The sequence below is a fragment of the Streptomyces sp. NBC_00239 genome (assembly GCF_036194065.1).
In the GTDB taxonomy this organism is placed as follows: Bacteria; Actinomycetota; Actinomycetes; order Streptomycetales; family Streptomycetaceae; genus Streptomyces.
This window is the reverse complement of record NZ_CP108095.1, coordinates 5,250,276-5,268,753: the sequence shown is the minus strand read 5'-3', so window position 1 is coordinate 5,268,753 and position 18,478 is coordinate 5,250,276. Positions and strand designations below refer to the sequence as shown.

Here is an 18,478-nt window from a genome sequence, read left to right as displayed (position 1 = left end):
GCCTGCCCATGACCGTGCCGGCGCCGGGACTGCCGGCCCGGGTCCGCATCCACGAGGTCGGCGCCCGCGACGGCCTGCAGAACGAGAAGTCCACGGTCCCCGTCGAGGTGAAGGCGGAGTTCATCCACCGGCTCGCCGCCGCGGGGCTCACCACCATCGAGGCCACCAGCTTCGTGCACCCGCGCTGGGTGCCGCAGCTGGCCGACGCCGAGCAGCTGCTGCCGCTGATCGCCGACGTACGCGCCGACCTGCCGGTCCTCGTGCCCAACGAGCGCGGCCTGGACCGGGCCGTGGAGCAGGGCGTGCGCCGGATCGCCGTGTTCGGCTCGGCCACCGAGACGTTCGCCGCCCGCAACCTGAACCGCACCGTCGACGAGTCGCTCGCCATGTTCGAGCCGGTCGTCGCCCGTGCCAGGGACGCGAAGATGCACGTCCGCGGCTACCTGTCGATGTGCTTCGGCGACCCCTGGGAAGGGGCCGTCCCCGTGGCCCAGGTGGTCCGGGTGGCCAAGGCGCTGCTCGACCTCGGCTGCGACGAGCTGAGCCTCGGCGACACCATCGGCACGGCCACGCCCGGCCACGTCCGGGCCCTGCTCTCCGGGCTCAACGAGGAGGGCGTGGGCACCGACCGGATCGGCGTGCACTTCCACGACACCTACGGCCAGGCCCTCGCCAACACCCTCGCCGCCCTCCAGCACGGGGTCACCACCGTCGACGCGTCCGCGGGCGGCCTGGGCGGCTGCCCGTACGCGAAGAGCGCCACCGGGAACCTCGCCACCGAGGACCTGGTGTGGATGCTCGACGGCCTCGGCATCGAGACCGGGGTCGACCTGAACGCCCTCACCGCCACGAGCGTGTGGATGGCCGAGCAGCTGGGGCGTCCCAGCCCCTCCCGTACCGTCCGCGCCCTCTCCCACAAGGAGTAGTAGAGACATGACCCTCGACCACCGGCTCTCCCCCGAGCACGAGGAACTCCGGCGCACCGTCGAGGCGTTCGCGCACGACGTCGTCGCGCCGAAGATCGGCGACCTGTACGAGCGGCACGAGTTCCCGTACGAGATCGTCGCCGAGATGGGCCGCATGGGCCTGTTCGGGCTGCCGTTCCCCGAGGAGTACGGCGGCATGGGCGGCGACTACCTGGCGCTCGGCATCGCCCTGGAGGAGCTGGCGCGCGTCGACTCCTCGGTCGCCATCACCCTGGAGGCCGGCGTCTCGCTGGGCGCCATGCCCCTGTACCTGTACGGCACCGAGGAGCAGAAGCAGCAGTGGCTGCCGAAGCTCTGCTCGGGCGAGGTGCTCGGTGCGTTCGGCCTGACCGAGCCGGGCGCGGGTTCCGACGCGGGCGGCACCCGCACCACCGCCGTCAAGGACGGCGACGAGTGGGTGATCAACGGCTCGAAGTGCTTCATCACCAACTCCGGCACCGACATCACCGGCCTGGTCACGGTCACCGCCGTCACCGGCCGCAAGGCGGACGGGCGTCCGGAGATCTCCTCCATCATCGTGCCGTCCGGGACCCCCGGCTTCACGGTGGCCGCCCCGTACTCGAAGGTCGGCTGGAACTCCTCGGACACCCGCGAACTGTCCTTCGACAACGTCCGTGTGCCGCTGGCCAACCTGGTCGGCGCGGAGGGCCGCGGCTACGCCCAGTTCCTGCGGATCCTCGACGAGGGCCGGATCGCCATCTCCGCGCTGGCCACCGGTCTCGCGCAGGGCTGCGTGGACGAGTCCGTGAAGTACGCCAAGGAGCGCGAGGCGTTCGGCCGTCCGATCGGCGACAACCAGGCCATCCAGTTCAAGCTGGCCGACATGGAGATGCGGGCGCACATGGCGCGGCTCGGCTGGCGCGACGCGGCCTCCCGCCTGGTGCACGGCGAGCCCTTCAAGAAGGAGGCGGCGCTCGCGAAGCTGTACTCCTCGACGGTCGCCGTCGACAACGCCCGTGAGGCCACCCAGATCCACGGCGGGTACGGGTTCATGAACGAGTACCCGGTCGCCCGCATGTGGCGGGACTCGAAGATCCTCGAAATCGGCGAGGGCACGAGCGAGGTGCAGCGCATGCTGATCGCCCGTGAGCTGGGCTTCGGCGCCTGACCCCAGGCCCGCCCGCTCGCACGTCCCGGAAGCGGCCCGCGTCCCCCGCGGGCCGCTTTCGCGTTCCCCGCGCAGAAAACTTAGGGCCCCCTTACCCGAAAGAGCGAAGGTTAGGCTAACCTGCGTCTGGAACCGGCCATCAGGCCGCCTCACACGCACGAAAGCGGTCATCGCCATGTCCAAGTCCCGTACCCCGCTCTCCCGCCGCGGCGTCATCGCCGCCGGCGGAGCCCTCGCCCTCGTCGCGACCCTCGCCGCGTGCGGCGGCGGCTCCGACTCGGCGAAGGAAGAGACGGGCGGCGCGGGCAAGGGCGCCGCGGCCTCAGGCCCCTTCACCTTCAAGGACGACCTCGGCAAGGACATCAGCCTCAAGACCGCGCCGAAGAACATCGTCGCGTTCACCGGCACCGCCGCCGCGCTGTACGACTACGGGGTCCAGGTCAAGGGCGTCTTCGGCCCGACCAAGACCGCGGACGGCAAGCCCGACGTGCAGGCCGGCTCCCTGGACATCTCCAAGGTCGAGATCCTCGGCAACGTCTGGGGCGAGTTCAACGTCGAGAAGTACGCGGCCCTGCGCCCGGACCTGCTGGTCACCAACACCTGGGACGGCACCTACTGGTACGTCCCGGAGGAGTCCAAGGCCAAGATCCTGAAGGTGGCCCCGGCCGCCGCCCTCTCCGTGGGCGGCGACGCCACCCTCGACAAGGCGCTGGCGCGCACCGCGGAACTGGCCAAGGCCCTGGGCGGCGACCTGAACGCGAAGAAGGCGGTGGACGCCAAGGCCCGCTTCGAGGCCGCGGCCGCCAAGGTCCGCGCGGCCACCAAGGCCAACCCGGGCATCAAGGTGCTCGTCGGCTCCGGCGCGGCGGACAAGTTCTACGTGTCCACCCCGAAGACCTCCGCGGACCTCAAGTACTTCGAGCAGCTCGGCGTCGAGTTCGTCGTCCCGAAGAAGCTGGACGAGGGCGGCTTCTTCCAGACCCTGAGCTGGGAGAAGGCCGACGAGTACAAGGCCGACCTGGTCCTCCTCGACAACCGCACCGGCACCCTCCAGCCCAAGGAGCTCGCCGCGAAGCCGACCTGGGCCCAGCTGCCCGCGGTCAAGGCCGGCCAGGTCACGCCGCGCGTGACCGAGCCGATCTACTCGTACGAGAAGTGCGCCCCGATCCTGGAGGACCTGGCCAAGGCCATCCAGAACGCCAAGAAGGTCAGCTGACCCGTCGTTCCCAGGGGGGAATCTCCACCATGACCGTCACGACCGACACGGCCGACACGGGCGACACCCCGGCCGTCGCGCACTTCCGGTTCTTCACCTTCGACGTCCTGCGCACGCGCCGCATCGGGCACTCGTTCCTGCGCGTCACGTTCGGCGGGGAGTCCCTCCGGGAGTTCCGCTCCGGCGGGTACGACCAGAGCCTGTCGCTGTTCCTGCCGCTGCCGCACCAGGAGCACACCGTGCTCCTGTCCACGGACGAGGACACCTGGTTCGGCGCCTGGCGGGAGATGCCCGAGGAGGAGCGGCCGGTGATGCGCTCGTACACCGTGCGCGAGCAGCGCCGCACGGCCGAGGGCGCGGACGAGGTGGACATCGACTTCGTCCTGCACGGCGACGCCTCGCCCGCCTCCCACTGGGCGGGCCGCGCCCGGGCCGGCAGCCGGATCATGGCGATCGGGCCGGCCGTGGCGGAGAACAAGTCCGTCCGCTTCCAGCCGGACCCGGCCGCGGACACCCTCTTCATGTACGCGGACGAGACGGCCCTGCCGGCCGCCGCGGCCATCCTGGAGCGGCTGCCTGCCGGGCAGAAGGTGAAGGCCTGGTTCCAGGTCCCGCACGCGGACGACCGGATCGCGCTCGAAACGCCGGCCGACGCCGACGTGGCGTGGGTGCTGCCGTCGGAGTCCGGCGCCGGCCGCGCCGACACCGTGCTGGCCGCGCTGCGCGCCGACGCGCCGGAGCGGGCGTCCGAGGGCGCGTACGCGTGGATCGCCGGTGAGGCGGGCACGGTACGCGCCGTCCGCCGGCACTTCGTGCAGGAGCGCGGGATCGACCGCCGCGCGGTGCGGTTCACGGGCTACTGGCGGCTCGGCGCCAGCGAGGAGCAGCTCCTTCTGGAGGCGTACACGGGCAAGGCTCCGAGCGAGGACCCCGACTCCGCGCTCTAGCAAGGCAGTTCACGCAGAGGGGCCCCGGTTTCCGACCGGGGCCCCTCTGCGTTTTGAGCAGAGCTTAGGTTAGGCTAACCTAAGCCTCACGCCCCCACCGTCTCTTCCCTGCCCGGAGGAACTCCTGATGCGTTCGCATCTGCTCAATGACACGACCGCGGACAGCTACCGGCGTTCCGTCATCGAGGGCGTCGAGCGCGTGGCCGCGAAAATCGCCGCCACCCACAAGCCCCACACCGGCATCTCGGTCGACGAACTCGCCCCCGTCATCGCGGGCATCGACCTCGACAGCCCGCTGCTGGACGCGGCCGCCGCGCTCGACGAGCTGGAGGAGGTCTACCTGCGGGACGCGGTCTACTTCCACGCCCCGCGCTACCTCGGCCACCTCAACTGCCCGGTCGTCATCCCGGCCGTCCTCGGCGAGGCCGTCCTGTCGGCCGTCAACTCCTCGCTGGACACCTGGGACCAGTCGATCGGCGGCACGCTCATGGAGCGCCGCCTCATCGACTGGACCACCGGCCGGATCGGCCTCGGCCCGGGCGCCGACGGCGTGTTCACCTCCGGCGGCAGCCAGTCCAACTTCCACGCCCTGCTGCTGGCCCGCGACGAGGCCTGCCGGCTGGTCATGAAGAACAGCGAGTTCCCGCTCACCAAGGCGGAGGTCCTCCCCAAGCTCCGCATCTTCACCTCCGACGTCAGCCACTTCAGCGTCAAGAAGTCGGCCGCGATGCTCGGACTCGGCTACGAGGCGGTCATCACCGTCCCCGTCGACGAGAACAAGCGCATGCGGACCGAGGCGCTCGCCCACGAGCTGTCCGCCTGCGAGGCCGAGGGCCTGTTCCCGATGGCCGTCGTCGCCACCGCCGGCACCACCGACTTCGGGTCCATCGACCCGCTCCCCGAGATCGCCCGCCTGGTCGCCGCGCACTCCTCCTGGATGCACGTGGACGCCGCGTACGGCTGCGGCCTGCTGGCCTCGCCCACCCGCCGGCACCTCCTCGACGGCATCGAGCACGCCGACTCGGTCACCGTCGACTTCCACAAATCGTTCTTCCAGCCGGTCAGCTCCAGCGCCGTCCTGGTCCGCGACCGCGACACCCTCAAGCACGCCACGTACCACGCGGACTACCTCAACCCCCGCCGCATGGTCGAGGAGCGCATCCCGAACCAGGTCGACAAGTCCATCCAGACCACCCGCCGGTTCGACGCCCTCAAGCTGTGGATGACCCTGCGCGTCATGGGCGCCGACGGCGTCGGCGGACTCTTCGACGAGGTCTGCGACCTGGCCGCCGAGGGCTGGAACCTGATCGACGCCGACCCCCGCTTCGAGGTCGTGGTCCGGCCGCAGCTCTCGACCCTGGTCTTCCGCTACCTCCCGGCCGGCGAGGTCCGCGCCGACCTGGTCGACGAGGCCAACCTGCACGCCCGCAAGGCGCTGTTCGCCTCGGGTGAGGCCGTGGTCGCGGGCACCAAGGTGGACGGCGACCAGTACCTGAAGTTCACCCTCCTCAACCCGCAGACGACGACGGCCGACATCAGCGCCGTCCTCGACCTTCTTGCCGCACACGCCGAGCAGTTCCTGGGAGAATCCCTTGTCCACGCCTCGTGACTTCATCGCCATCGGCCTCGGCCCCTTCAATCTGGGGCTCGCCTGCCTGACCGCGCCGATCGACGAGCTCGACGGCCTCTTCATCGAGTCGAAGCCGCACTTCGAGTGGCACGCCGGGATGTTCCTGGACGGCGCACACCTCCAGACCCCCTTCATGTCGGACCTGGTCACGCTCGCCGACCCGACCTCGCCCTTCTCCTTCCTGAACTACCTGAAGGACAAGGACCGGCTGTACTCCTTCTACATCCGGGAGAACTTCTACCCGCTGCGCGCCGAGTACAACGACTACTGCCGCTGGGCCGCCGACCGCCTGGACAACGTCCTGCACTCGACCACGGTCACCGAGGTCACCTACGACGAGCAGGCCGGCCTGTACGAGGTCCACACCGACCAGGGCGTCACCCACCGGGCCCGCCGCCTGGTCCTCGGCACCGGCACCCCGCCGTTCATCCCCGAGGCCTGCGCCGACCTGGGCGGCGACTTCACCCACAACTCCGCCTACCTGCCCAACAAGGCCGAGCTGCAGAAGAAGAAGTCGATCACCCTCGTCGGGTCCGGCCAGAGCGCGGCCGAGATCTACTACGACCTCCTCTCCGAGATCGACGTCCACGGCTACCAGCTCAACTGGATCACCCGCTCCCCGCGGTTCTTCCCGCTGGAGTACACCAAGCTCACGCTGGAGATGACCTCGCCGGAGTACGTGGACTACTTCCACGCGCTCCCCGAGGAGACCCGCTACCGCCTGGAAGTCCAGCAGAAGAACCTGTTCAAGGGCATCGACGGCGAGCTGATCGACTCGATCTTCGACCTGCTCTACCAGAAGAACGTCGAGGCCAAGGGCGCCGCCGTCCCCACGACGCTGCTGACCAACACGTCCCTGAACAGCGCCGCGTACGACACCACCACGGGCACCTACACGCTCGGGCTGCGCCAGGAGGAGCAGGAGCGGGACTTCTCGCTCGCCACCGAGGGCCTGGTCCTCGCCACCGGCTACAAGTACGCCGTTCCGGAGTTCCTGAACCCGGTCCGCGACCGCCTCAACTTCGACGGCCACGGCCGCCCCGACGCCGCCCGCAACTACAGCATCGACACCACCGGCCGCGGCGTCTTCCTGCAGAACGGCACGGTGCACAACCACTCGATCACCTCGCCCGACCTGGGCATGGCGGCCTACCGCAACGCGTACATCATCGGCGAGCTCCTCGGCCGCGAGTACTACAAGGTCGAGAAGTCCATCGCGTTCCAGCAGTTCGCAGCCCCGGAAGGCCACCTCGCATGACCGGCACCACCGACGTCCTGTTCTCCCGCACCGACGAGGCCCTCGGCGAGTTCGCCGTCCGCCCCCTCGACCCGTTCTCCGACGCGGAACTCCTGCACGGCTGGGTGACCGACCCGAAGGCCGCGTTCTGGATGATGCAGGGCGCCTCCCTGACGGACGTCGAGCGCGAGTACGTGCGCATCACGACCCACGAGCACCACGACGCGTTCATCGGGCTGCACGACGGCCGCCCGGCCTTCCTGATGGAGAGCTACGACCCGCGCCACCTGGAGCTCGTCGGCCTGTACGACCCCGAGCCCGGCGACGTCGGCATGCACTTCCTCGTCGCGCCGACCGACACCCCCCTGCACGGCTTCACCCGCGCCGTGATCACCACCGTCATGGCGGCCCTGTTCGCCGACCCCGCGGCCCGCCGCGTCGTCGTCGAGCCCGACGTGGCCAACAAGGCCGTCCACGCCCTCAACGAGGCCGTCGGCTTCGTCCCCGAGCGGGAGATCCAGAAGCCCGAGAAGCCCGCGCTCCTCAGCTTCTGCACCCGCGAGCAGTTCGAAGCGGCCACCGGGCTGCGCACCACCGGAGTCTCCATATGAACCTCACCGACGCCGTCGCCCACCTCTCCCCCGAGCTGTGGGACCGCGCCAACCGGGCCCTGGTCCGCAAGGGCCTGGCCGAGTTCTCCCACGAGCGCCTGCTGACCCCCGAGGACCTCGGCGAGGGCCGGTACGCCGTCCGGAGCGACGACGGCGCCGTGGAGTACACCTTCACCGCCGCCCGGCACGCCCTGGACCACTGGGCGGTCGAGGAGTCCTCGATCACCCGCCGGCGCGACGGCGCGGACCTCCCCCTCGACGCCCTCGACTTCCACATCGAGCTGCGCGAGTCCCTGGGCTTGAGCCCCGAGGTGCTCCCGGTCTACCTGGAGGAGATCTCCTCCACGCTCGCCGGCACCGCCTTCAAGCTCACCAAGGAGCAGACCCCGGCGGCCGTCCTGGCCAAGGGTTCGTTCCAGGACATCGAGACCGGCATGACCGAGGGCCACCCGTGCTTCGTGGCCAACAACGGCCGCCTCGGCTTCGGCGTCCACGAGTTCCGCGCGTACGCCCCCGAGGCCGCCAGCCCGGTCCGCCTGGTCTGGGTCGCCGCCCGCCGCGACGTGTCCACCTTCACCGCCGGCGCCGGCCTGGACCACGACGGCTTCGTCCGCGCCGAGCTGGGCGACGCCGCACTCGACCGGTTCGCCGAGCGGCTGGCCGAACTGGGCCTCGACCTCGCCGACTACCACCTGCTGCCCGTGCACCCCTGGCAGTGGTGGAACAAGACCTCGGTCACCTTCGCCGCCGAGATCGCCAACCGTCGCCTGGTGCTGCTGGGCGAGGGCGACGACGAGTACCTGGCACAGCAGTCGATCCGTACGTTCTTCAACCGGAGCGCACCGGAGAAGCACTACGTCAAGACCGCCATCTCGGTCCTCAACATGGGCTTCATGCGGGGCCTGTCGGCCGCCTACATGGAGGCCACCCCGGCCATCAACGACTGGCTGCACCAGCTCATCGAGGGCGACGACGTGCTCCGGAGCGTCGACTTCTCGATCATCCGCGAGCGCGCGGCGATCGGCTACCACCACCGCCAGTACGAGCGGGCCACCGACCGGTACTCGCCGTACCGCAAGATGCTCGCCGCCCTGTGGCGCGAGTCGCCGGTGGCCTCCCTGAAGGGCGACGAGCGGCTGACCACCATGGCCGCCCTGCTGCACGTGGACTCCGAGGGCCGGTCCTTCGCCGGCGCGCTGATCGAGGAGTCGGGCCTGACCCCGGCCGAGTGGCTGCGCCACTACCTGCGCGCCTACCTGGTGCCGCTCCTGCACTGCTTCTACCAGTACGACCTCGCCTACATGCCGCACGGCGAGAACACGATCCTCGTCATCGAGGGCGGCGTGGTGAAGCGGGCGATCTTCAAGGACATCGCCGAGGAGATCGTCGTCATGGACCCCGACGCGGTGCTGCCGCCCGCGGTCGAGCGGATCCGGGCGGACATCCCGGAGGACATGAAGCTGCTGTCCGTCTTCACGGACGTCTTCGACTGCTTCTTCCGCTTCCTCGGCTCCGTGCTCGCGTCCGAGGGCGTGTGCGGGGAGGACGTCTTCTGGCGGGCGGTGGCCGAGTGCGGGCACGCCTACCAGGACTCGGTTCCGGAGCTCGCGGAGCGCTTCGCGCGCTACGACCTCTTCGCCGAGGAGTTCCAGCTGTCCTGCCTGAACCGGCTCCAGCTGCGCAACAACAAGCAGATGGTCGACCTGTCCGACCCGGCCGCGGCGCTCCAGCTCATCGGCACCCTCAAGAACCCCGTCGCGCCCTTCGCGCGGCGCTGAGACCACCGGCCGGCGCTTCCCAGGCCCTCGCCGGCCGGTGAAATCCAGGGCGGGCGCACCCCCCGGGGGTGCGCCCGCCCTTCCGCATCGGCGCCACCGGGCGGTGTCGCGCCGGTCAGGCCACGCGGATCTCGTGGCAGTTGCCGGGGCTGCGGTGCCCCCAGAAGGTGCCCGAGCGGCACCACTTGCTGTAGCTGGTCGCCCCCGGCCGGTAGAGGAACGCGTTGGTGACCTTGTTGTGCCAGCGGTGGCCGGAGGCGTTCCAGTACACGTGGCCGAGCTTGGTGCCGCCCGACCCGGTGGTGCGGCCGGGGCCGGTGTGCAGCCGGACGGTCTCGCCCGCGCGCAGGACGTAGGAGCGGAAGGTGTACTGGTTGCCCTGGTCGTTGTGCACGCTCCAACCCTGCAGGTTGACGGTGCGGCGGGTGTAGTTGTGGATGTCGATCCACTCGCCGTTGCGCGAGCGCGCCGAGTTCGTGTCACGGCCCGGGCTGTCGAACGAGATCTTCCCGAAGTGGACGCTGTGCACGTGGTCGCCGGCCGCGGCCGACGCCGGGGCCGTGCCCAGGGCGCCCAGCAGCGCGACCGCCGCGAGGGTGAGGGCGGCCGGTCGTGTGATGCGCATGAGTGGTGATTTTCCTTCGCGAGTCCTGCACCCGGCGGAAGGACGTGCCGGATGACGAATGCGATGATCACTTAGGCCAACTGGGTGACGCAAACAGGCCGTTGTCGCCACCCGCCCGCGTCCGCTACTCCCAGGGCACCTCGGGCGCCCGGTAGTAGCGGATGCCGAGTGCCTCCAGGAGGGGTGCCTGTGCGCCCAGCCGCAGCCGGTACTTCGTCCAGTCCAGCGCGGCGGCCTTCGACCAGCCGAGTTCGGCCGCCCCGATCACCCGCGGGAAGGCCAGGTACTCCAGCTCCCTGCGGTTGGTGACGGTCTCGGTCCACAGGGGCGCCTCGACGCCGAGCACCGCGGCCTCCGGCACCCCGGGCAGGTAGCTGCCGGGATCCCATTCGTACGCGCGGCGGACCGGCACGTATCCGGCCCACGAGGTTCCGAGCGGGCTCGTCTTGTCGTACTTCATGTCCAGGTAGACCCGGTCCGCGGGCGACAGGACGACCTTGTGGCCGGCCCGTACCGCGGCCGCGACCCTGGCCTTCTCGGCCGCGGCCGTCTTGTCGTACCCCCAGTACTGGATCACCGCGCCCGGAGCCGGCTTCGCGCCGGTCAGCTGGTGCCAGGCCATCACCGTCTTGTCCCGGTCCGCGACCAGGCCCTGCGCCCGGTCCATGAAGGCGGTGTAGTCGGCGTGGGCGGTGGAGTGCGCCTCGTCGCCGCCGATGTGCAGGTAGCGGCCCGGGGTGATCGCGGCGATCTCGCGCAGCACGTCGTCGACGAACTCGTACGTGCGCTCCTTGGGCACGCACAAGGAGCTGAAGCCGACCTTGGTCCCGGTGTAGCGGGCGGGGGCGACGCCGTTGCAGTTGAGTTCGGCGTACGAGGCCAGGGCCGCGTTGGTGTGGCCCGGCATGTCGATCTCCGGGACCACTTCGATGTAGCGCCGCCCCGCGTACGCCACCAGGTCCTTGTACTGCTCCTGGGTCCAGTGCCCGCCGGGCCCGCCGCCCACCTCGGAGGCTCCGCCGTACGAGACGAGCCGCGGCCAGGAGTCCACCGCGATCCGCCAGCCCTGGTCGTCGGTGAGGTGCAGGTGCAGCGTGTTGATCTTGTACAGGGCCAGCTGGTCGACGTACCGCTTGACCTGGTCGACGGTGAAGAAGTGCCGGGCGATGTCGAGCATGGCCCCGCGGTAGGCGAACCGGGGGGTGTCCGTGACCGTGCCGCCCGCCAGCGTCCAGGGCCCGTCGGCCGCCGGCAGCAGCTGGCGCAGGGTCTGCGCCCCGCGGAACAGCCCGGCGGGCCGGTACGCGGTCAGGACCGCCCCGGCGTCGTCGACCGACAGCCGGTAGCCCTCCTCGCCGAACGATGCGGCGTCCGGGTTCAGGCGCAGCCTCACCCCGTCGGTGCCCTGCCCGGCGTCGGTGCCGCCGACCGGCAGCGGCAGGCCGGTCGCGGGGCGCCAGGCGGCGGCGAGCAGCTCGGCGACGCCCTTGGCCGCGGCGGAGCCGGCGGTGGCGCGGATCGCCGTCTGTGCGCCGAGCGTGTAGCCGGCGCCGCCCGGGGCGGTGCTCGCGGGCGCCGGAATGATCTTCTCGTACGCGGAGGGGGCCGCGGCGGGTCCGGCGGGCTCGCCGGATTTGGCGGTGTCCGCGCTCCGTGCCTCGCTGCACGAGACCGCGAGGGCCCCGCAGGCGAGCAGGGTGCCGACGGACCGCAGGGAGCGGGGGAGTCTCATGTCCTCAGGTATAGGCCAATCGGCGAGCCTCGGCATCAGAACAGGCCGGGGACCGCCGTTTCTCGGGCATTCAAGGGCGATCTGACCGGATTTTTCCATTCCGCTGGTCCATACCATTGGAATCCTGCCCGGAATCGGGCAGGATTCTTGCAAATCCAGGTGGCGACCCTTCAGTATCTACGGGTGCTCGATCGCCGCCCGTCTCATGACGACCTCGTGGACCACCTGGTGCGCAGCACCGCGCTACAGCGTGGTGAGGCCGTCCGGGTGGTGCTTGACGTGCTGGCGTACTTCGACGAGACGACCGAGGAGTTCGTCCGCCGCCGCCACCGGGAGCTCCAGTCCGGCGGTTCGGTGAACGCGGAGATCTTCGAGCGGATCGCGGCGGAACTGCCGCACCGCGCCGTGGCGCCGCCGGAGCTCTCGCTCCGCCAGCTGCGCCGCATCGTCTACGGCTGACACGGCCGAGCGGCCGGCGCGCGACCCGCCCACCGGCCCGGGCAGAGCACCCACACGAACTTCAGGAGGGGTAGTACCTATGTGCGGAATCGTTGGCTACATCGGCAAGCGCGACGTGGCACCGCTACTGCTGGAAGGCCTGCAGCGACTCGAGTACCGCGGTTACGACTCCGCCGGCATCGTCGTCAACAGCCCCAAGACCCCGGCCCTGAAGGTCGTCAAGGCCAAGGGCCGCGTCCGTGAGCTGGAGTCCCGCGTCCCCAAGCGCTTCGCCGGCACCACCGGCATCGCGCACACCCGCTGGGCCACCCACGGCGCCCCGAGCGACATCAACTCGCACCCGCACCTCGACCCGGAGAACCAGGTCGCGGTCGTCCACAACGGCATCGTGGACAACGCGGACGAGCTGCGCGTCAAGCTGGAGGCCGACGGGGTCGTCTTCGTCTCCGAGACCGACACCGAGGTGCTCACCCACCTGATCGCCCGCTCGAAGGCCGACTCCCTGGAGGAGAAGGTCCGCGAGGCGCTCAAGGTGGTCGAGGGCACGTACGGCATCGCCGTCATGCACGCCGACTTCCCCGACCGCATCGTCGTGGCCCGCAACGGCTCGCCGGTCGTCCTCGGCATCGGCGAGAAGGAGATGTTCGTCGCCTCCGACGTGGCCGCGCTGATCTCCCACACCCGCCAGGTCGTCACCCTCGACGACGGCGAGATGGCCACCCTGAAGGCCGACGACTTCCGCACCTACACGACCTCGGGCACCCGCACCACCGCCACCCCCGAGACCGTCGAGTGGGAGGCCGCCTCCTACGACATGGGCGGCCACGACACGTACATGCACAAGGAGATCTCCGAGCAGCCCGACGCGGTCGACCGCGTGCTGCGCGGCCGGATCGACGAGAAGTTCTCCACCGTGCACCTGGGCGGCCTGAACCTGGACGCCCGCGAGGCCCGCGGCATCCGCCGCGTGAAGATCCTCGGCTGCGGTACCTCGTACCACGCGGGCATGATCGGCGCCTCGCTGATCGAGGGCCTGGCCCGGATCCCCGCGGACGCCGAGCCGGCCTCCGAGTTCCGCTACCGCAACCCGGTCGTGGACCCCGACACCCTCTACATCGCGGTCTCCCAGTCCGGTGAGACCTACGACGTGCTCGCCGCGGTCCAGGAGCTCAAGCGCAAGGGCGCCCGCGTCCTCGGCGTCGTCAACGTCGTGGGCTCCGCCATCGCCCGCGAGGCCGACGGCGGCGTCTACGTGCACGCCGGCCCCGAGGTCTGCGTCGTGTCGACCAAGTGCTTCACGAACACCGTCACCGCGTTCGCGCTGCTCGCCCTGCACCTGGGCCGCATCCGCGACCTGTCCGTCGCCGACGGCAAGCGGATCATCGAGGGCCTGCGCAAGCTGCCCGCGCAGATCCAGGAGATCCTGGACGGCGAAGAGGACATCAAGAAGCTGGCCGCCCAGTACGCCGAGGCCAAGTCGATGATGTTCATCGGGCGCGTCCGCGGCTACCCGGTCGCCCTGGAGGCCTCCCTCAAGCTGAAGGAGATCTCCTACATCCACGCCGAGGCCTACCCGGCCTCCGAGCTGAAGCACGGCCCGCTCGCCCTCATCGAGCCCGCCATGCCGACCGTGGCGATCGTGCCGGACGACTCGCTCCTGGAGAAGAACCGCGCCGCGCTGGAGGAGATCAAGGCCCGCAGCGGCCGGATCCTCGCCGTCGCCCACCGCGAGCAGGAGAAGGCCGACCACACCATCCTGGTCCCGAAGAACGAGGACGAGCTCGACCCGATCCTCATGGGCATCCCGCTCCAGCTGCTGGCGTACCACACCGCGCTGTCGCTGGGCCGGGACATCGACAAGCCGCGCAACCTGGCCAAGTCGGTCACCGTCGAATAGCCAAACCCACAGCCGCCGTACTGTCCTACGGCGGCACGCGACGGCCCCCGTGCGTCCCACGCACGGGGGCCGTTGCGCTGCCTCGCCGGACTGCGGCTCAGGCAGCCACCGCCCCGCGGCCGGAAGCCTTGCCGAGCGCCATGGGCCAGTGCGCCAGCGCCGCCGTGGCGCCGTACCAGGCGAGCAGGCCGGTGACGGCGGCGACCCAGCCGCCGGCCTTCACGAGACCGCTCGTGTCGGCGATCGCCCCGATGCCCATGAGCAGGAGGGACACGAACAGCAGGGCGTACATGCCCTGACCGAAGAGCCCGCTCGACGCACCCATCGTGAGGGTGAGCGCGAGGAGGGCGAACAGGATGAGGAACATGCCGGCCGCGTCCGCGGAAGCGTTTCCGCCACTGCCGGCCGCCCAGGTGTAGAGGAAGGCTCCGGTCCCGGCGAACGCCGTGCCGTTGAAGCCGTTGCCACCCCGGAACTCGACGAGTCCGAGCAGGAACAGAGCGGCCCCGCCGACGTACTTTGCGAGAGAGACCGCGTCCGCGGCACCCACGCCGTCGAGGACGCCGGTCTGGCCGAGACCGATCGCGAGAAGGGTGAGACCCAGGGCGATGTGACCCAGGGTCGAGGTGGAGGCAGTGCTTCCCGCAGAGACTTCGTTGTCCACGGCGGGCTCCCTTCGATCTGCAGTTGTTTGGCTGCTATCCAGCGAGTTTTATGTACCCTTCACAACCCGCCACAACCAGCCAATCACCACGAACTCGGTCACGGGATGACAACGACCGGTCGCTGAGCGCGTTTGGCCAGCCGGCCCGCCACCGAGCCGAAGATCCGGCCGACGATGCCGTGGGTGGAGCCCACCACGATGGCGTCGGCCGAGTACTCGCGGCCGACCTCCTCCAGCTCGTGGCAGATGTCGCCGCCGCGCTCGACCAGGATCCAGGGGACCTCGGCGAGGTAGTCCGCACAGGCCAGTTCCAGCCCCAGCACCTCGGTGCGGTGGTCCGGCACGTCGACGAAGACGGGCGGCTCGCAGCCGGCCCACACGGTGGTGGGCAGCCGGTTCGCCACATGAACGATGATCAGACCGGATCCGGAGCGCCGGGCCATGCCGATCGCATACGCGAGCGCCCGTTCACTCGATGTGGAACCGTCGAATCCGACGACGACGCCGTGCCGGAAGGCCGGGTCGCAGGGATGACGTGCCTCTTCGACCGCTCGGAGGTCCGACGCGGGGTCGGCGACCTGCTTGCGCTTGCGGTCCGCGGGTTCGGGGAATTCGTGACCGGCCATGGGTGTCTCGGCGAAGAAGGTCCTTGGGGAGGCAACAGAGGGTGACGGAGCTGTGTCCGGGAATCATCTTCCCAAGCCCATACCCCCAAGGGTACGGCGACACTCCCCTCGTGCACAGGGCCCGCCGCCCTTGGGAGAGCGTCCCAGGGAGCATGCCGGAGCCGGGCCTCCTTGGCAATGGCCGCTGTCCCCTACAGTCAGTGACGAGCCACCCGAACGAACAGTGACCGAGCGCGCCCGGGGCGCGTTGGACAAGGGTCCGAACGTCCAGGAAGAGCCCGCAGGGAGCACTCCGTGCCAGGTCCTCCGGTTCACCCCGTCCAGTCACCCCCGCCGGCGCACCCGGTTCACCCTTCCGGGGATCCGGCCGGCGACGTCGTACGGTGGGCGGCGTTCAGCTGTCTGCTCGTCCCCGTGGTCCTCGTGGTCTACGGGACCTCATTCGGCGGGGCCGCCGTGGCCACGCTCGGACTGGTCGCCATCACCGCGGCCTGCCGGGTGATACTGCGGCGCGCGGAGAAGATCGAGCGCTCGGCCGCCCGGGTGCTCGCCGCCGAACGGACGTCCGCGCCGAGGGGCCGCCATTCCCGGCCCCCGCACGACTGACTGGTTCGCACACCCGCACACCGCATGTTTTCAGCCAACTTCACATCGGGACACAACCCTTGGCGGAATGTCCACCCAACCCCCCTACCACCAGGGACGACATCGCGGGAGGGGGCTTCACACCCGATGTGTACAGGCCACGGGTCCCCGGCCCGCTTCCCACCAAGGTCGCGGAGTGGAACGCTTCCTGATCGAATGCTTTACGCCAAGTTGCCAAGTCGACATAGCGCTGCGTGCTGAACTTGTCACGCCGACACCACGCGACGCAGTAGATTCGATCATGTTTTTACGGCGGGGGATCACGTGCAAGGCCGAGGGGAAACGTGCAGGTGCGACCAGACCAAGGAGTCGCGACACCCAAGGGGGGCTTAGCGCCATGAGCCAGGATTCCACCGCCGTCATCGCTGACGCGGGGCGGAAGCTCGCAGGGCGCCGCCGCAGGGAAATTGTCGCGGTGCTGCTCTTCAGCGGCGGTCCGATTTTCGAGAGTTCCATTCCACTCTCTGTGTTCGGCATTGACCGGCAGGACGCAGGAGTTCCACGCTATCGACTGCTCGTGTGTGCGGGCGAGGAAGGGCCTCTCCGGACCACCGGCGGCCTCGAACTCACCGCGCCGTACGGGCTGGAGGCGATCGCCCGGGCAGGCACGGTCGTCGTGCCGGCCTGGCGGTCGATCACGTCACCACCACCGCCGGAGGCGCTGGACGCACTGCGTCTGGCGCACGAGGAGGGGGCCCGGATCGTCGGGCTGTGCACGGGAGCCTTCGTGCTCGCCGCCGCCGGCCTGCTCGACGGGCGGCCCGCGACGACGCACTGGATGTACGCGCCGACGCTGGCCAAGCGGTACCCGTCCGTCCATGTCGATCCGCGCGAGCTGTTCGTCGACGACGGCGACGTCCTGACGTCGGCGGGCACCGCGGCCGGAATTGATCTGTGCCTCCACATCGTGCGCACGGACCACGGCAGCGAGGCGGCCGGAGCACTGGCCCGCCGGCTGGTCGTGCCGCCGCGCCGCACCGGCGGCCAGGAGCGCTACCTCGACCGGTCGCTGCCGGAAGAGATCGGCGCCGACCCGCTGGCCGAGGTCGTCGCCTGGGCACTGGAACACCTCCACGAGCAGTTCGACGTGGAGACGCTGGCGGCGCGCGCCTACATGAGCAGGCGCACCTTCGACCGGCGGTTCCGCTCGCTGACCGGCAGCGCGCCGCTGCAGTGGCTGATCACCCAGCGGGTGCTCCAGGCCCAGCGGCTGCTGGAGACCTCCGACTACTCGGTCGACGAGGTCGCCGGACGCTGCGGCTTCCGGTCGCCGGTGGCCCTGCGCGGGCACTTCCGGCGGCAGCTGGGGTCCTCCCCGGCCGCCTACCGGTCGGCGTACCGGGCCCGTCGGCCGCAGGTCGACGCCCCCGTGGCGGAGCTCTCGGGAGGTCCGGTGCCGCACCAGCGCACTCCGCAGCCCCAGCGGGCGGCGGCTGCTCTGGCGGCCAGCGGGCCGTCCGTGACGGAGCTGTACTCCCCCGGCCGGGCCCTGATGCCGGGGGCGCGGGAGCACGCATAGCGGTGCCCGTGCCGCCCGGGTGAGCCGAGGTCCCGCGGATCTGTCGACGTACGATCCGCGGGACCTCCCATAGGGTGGGGCTCATGAACGATCGCATGGTGTGGATCGACTGCGAGATGACCGGGCTCTCGCTGACGGACGACGCACTTATCGAGGTGGCCGCACTGGTCACCGACTCGGAGCTCAACGTGCTCGGCGACGGCGTGGACATCGTGATCCGCCCGCCGGACGAGGCACTCCTGCAGATGCCCGACGTGGTGCGCCAGATGCACACGGCCTCCGGGCTGCTCGACGAGCTGGCCGGCGGGACGACCCTCGCGGACGCCGAGGCCCAGGTGCTCGCGTACATCCGCGAGCACGTCAAGGAATCGGGCAAGGCCCCCCTGTGCGGAAACTCGGTCGGCACCGACCGCGGCTTCCTCCTGCGGGACATGCCCACCCTCGAAGGCCACCTCCACTACCGGATCGTGGACGTCTCCTCGGTCAAGGAACTGGCCCGCCGCTGGTACCCCCGGGCGTACTTCAACAGCCCGCCCAAGAACGGCAACCACCGCGCGCTCGCCGACATCAAGGAATCGATCGCCGAGCTGCGGTACTACCGCGAGGCGGTCTTCGTGCCGCAGCCCGGGCCGGACTCGGACACGGCGAAGGGCATTGCCGCCAAGCACGTCCTGCCGGCCGAGTAGCCTGCGGGCGGCCCGTCCGGCAGGCGCGGGGAGGAGAGCGGCAGACAACAGGGGAGCGAGCACCCGCCCGGACCCTGTACTCTTTTCCTCGACCGGTCGGAATTCCGACCGG

The 18,478-nt window shown here is 70.3% G+C and carries 17 protein-coding genes; 13 read left to right on the top strand and 4 right to left on the bottom strand.

The annotated features are described in order from the left end of the window. Positions 1-8: 8 nt before the first annotated feature. The 8 genes from OG764_RS23220 to OG764_RS23185 all read left to right on the top strand — a co-directional run bounded on the left by OG764_RS23220 (position 9) and on the right by OG764_RS23185 (position 9,513). The gene (locus OG764_RS23220) at positions 9-926 is read left to right on the top strand and encodes a hydroxymethylglutaryl-CoA lyase (protein WP_328973133.1); all 918 of its coding nucleotides are present in this window, start codon (positions 9-11) and stop codon (positions 924-926) included. A 7-nt stretch (positions 927-933) separates the two neighbouring features. After that, positions 934-2,094, top strand: a complete 1,161-nt coding sequence (locus OG764_RS23215) for an acyl-CoA dehydrogenase family protein (RefSeq protein ID WP_328970346.1) — start codon at positions 934-936, stop codon at positions 2,092-2,094. A 175-nt stretch (positions 2,095-2,269) separates the two neighbouring features. Continuing rightward, positions 2,270-3,310 (top strand): ABC transporter substrate-binding protein, encoded by a 1,041-nt coding sequence (locus OG764_RS23210; protein ID WP_328970345.1) that lies wholly within the window; start codon positions 2,270-2,272, stop codon positions 3,308-3,310. Between the two features lie 29 nt (positions 3,311-3,339). Beyond that, positions 3,340-4,257: a siderophore-interacting protein gene (locus OG764_RS23205; RefSeq protein ID WP_328970344.1), complete on the top strand. Its 918-nt coding sequence runs from the start codon at positions 3,340-3,342 to the stop codon at positions 4,255-4,257. A gap of 127 nt (positions 4,258-4,384) precedes the next feature. Then, the gene (locus tag OG764_RS23200) at positions 4,385-5,866 is read left to right on the top strand and encodes a pyridoxal phosphate-dependent decarboxylase family protein (RefSeq protein ID WP_328970343.1); all 1,482 of its coding nucleotides are present in this window, start codon (positions 4,385-4,387) and stop codon (positions 5,864-5,866) included. Further along, complete coding sequence (locus tag OG764_RS23195) at positions 5,850-7,145, top strand: lysine N(6)-hydroxylase/L-ornithine N(5)-oxygenase family protein (RefSeq protein ID WP_328970342.1); 1,296 nt, start codon at positions 5,850-5,852, stop codon at positions 7,143-7,145. The genes OG764_RS23200 and OG764_RS23195 overlap by 17 nt, the downstream gene beginning before the upstream one ends. Continuing rightward, positions 7,142-7,735, top strand: coding sequence for a GNAT family N-acetyltransferase (locus OG764_RS23190; protein ID WP_328970341.1), 594 nt, complete (start codon positions 7,142-7,144; stop codon positions 7,733-7,735). Before OG764_RS23195 ends, OG764_RS23190 begins: the two co-directional genes overlap by 4 nt. Beyond that, a complete protein-coding gene (locus OG764_RS23185) occupies positions 7,732-9,513 on the top strand; it encodes an IucA/IucC family protein (protein ID WP_328970340.1) in 1,782 nt (593 codons plus the stop codon). The genes OG764_RS23190 and OG764_RS23185 overlap by 4 nt, the downstream gene beginning before the upstream one ends. A 115-nt stretch (positions 9,514-9,628) precedes the next feature. Here the strand turns inward: OG764_RS23185 and OG764_RS23180 are convergent, their stop codons facing one another. Both OG764_RS23180 and OG764_RS23175 read right to left on the bottom strand, forming a co-directional pair. Beyond that, a complete protein-coding gene (locus OG764_RS23180; RefSeq protein WP_328970339.1) occupies positions 9,629-10,138 on the bottom strand; it encodes a lamin tail domain-containing protein in 510 nt (169 codons plus the stop codon). A gap of 124 nt (positions 10,139-10,262) precedes the next feature. Further along, a complete protein-coding gene (locus OG764_RS23175; protein ID WP_328970338.1) occupies positions 10,263-11,870 on the bottom strand; it encodes a beta-N-acetylhexosaminidase in 1,608 nt (535 codons plus the stop codon). A 183-nt stretch (positions 11,871-12,053) separates the two neighbouring features. Here OG764_RS23175 and OG764_RS23170 point away from each other — a divergent pair, with 183 nt between their 5' ends. Beyond that, positions 12,054-12,329: a hypothetical protein gene (locus tag OG764_RS23170; protein WP_328970337.1), complete on the top strand. Its 276-nt coding sequence runs from the start codon at positions 12,054-12,056 to the stop codon at positions 12,327-12,329. 79 nt (positions 12,330-12,408) lie between these two features. Beyond that, positions 12,409-14,226 (top strand): glutamine--fructose-6-phosphate transaminase (isomerizing), encoded by a 1,818-nt coding sequence (gene glmS / locus OG764_RS23165; RefSeq protein WP_328970336.1) that lies wholly within the window; start codon positions 12,409-12,411, stop codon positions 14,224-14,226. A gap of 97 nt (positions 14,227-14,323) precedes the next feature. On the opposite strand, the gene OG764_RS23160 is transcribed toward glmS, so the two are convergent. Further along, positions 14,324-14,890 (bottom strand): GPR1/FUN34/YaaH family transporter, encoded by a 567-nt coding sequence (locus tag OG764_RS23160; protein WP_328970335.1) that lies wholly within the window; start codon positions 14,888-14,890, stop codon positions 14,324-14,326. A 98-nt stretch (positions 14,891-14,988) separates the two neighbouring features. Beyond that, positions 14,989-15,516, bottom strand: coding sequence for a universal stress protein (locus tag OG764_RS23155; protein WP_328970334.1), 528 nt, complete (start codon positions 15,514-15,516; stop codon positions 14,989-14,991). Positions 15,517-15,810: 294 nt separating this feature from the next. On the opposite strand from OG764_RS23155, the gene OG764_RS23150 reads away from it, so the two are divergent. The 3 genes from OG764_RS23150 (at position 15,811) to orn (ending at position 18,366) form a co-directional block, all read left to right on the top strand. Continuing rightward, positions 15,811-16,122, top strand: a complete 312-nt coding sequence (locus tag OG764_RS23150) for a hypothetical protein (protein ID WP_328970333.1) — start codon at positions 15,811-15,813, stop codon at positions 16,120-16,122. A gap of 376 nt (positions 16,123-16,498) precedes the next feature. Beyond that, positions 16,499-17,680, top strand: coding sequence for a helix-turn-helix domain-containing protein (locus OG764_RS23145; protein WP_328970332.1), 1,182 nt, complete (start codon positions 16,499-16,501; stop codon positions 17,678-17,680). A gap of 83 nt (positions 17,681-17,763) precedes the next feature. Next, complete coding sequence (orn, locus tag OG764_RS23140) at positions 17,764-18,366, top strand: oligoribonuclease (protein ID WP_328970331.1); 603 nt, start codon at positions 17,764-17,766, stop codon at positions 18,364-18,366. Positions 18,367-18,478 lie beyond the last annotated feature (112 nt).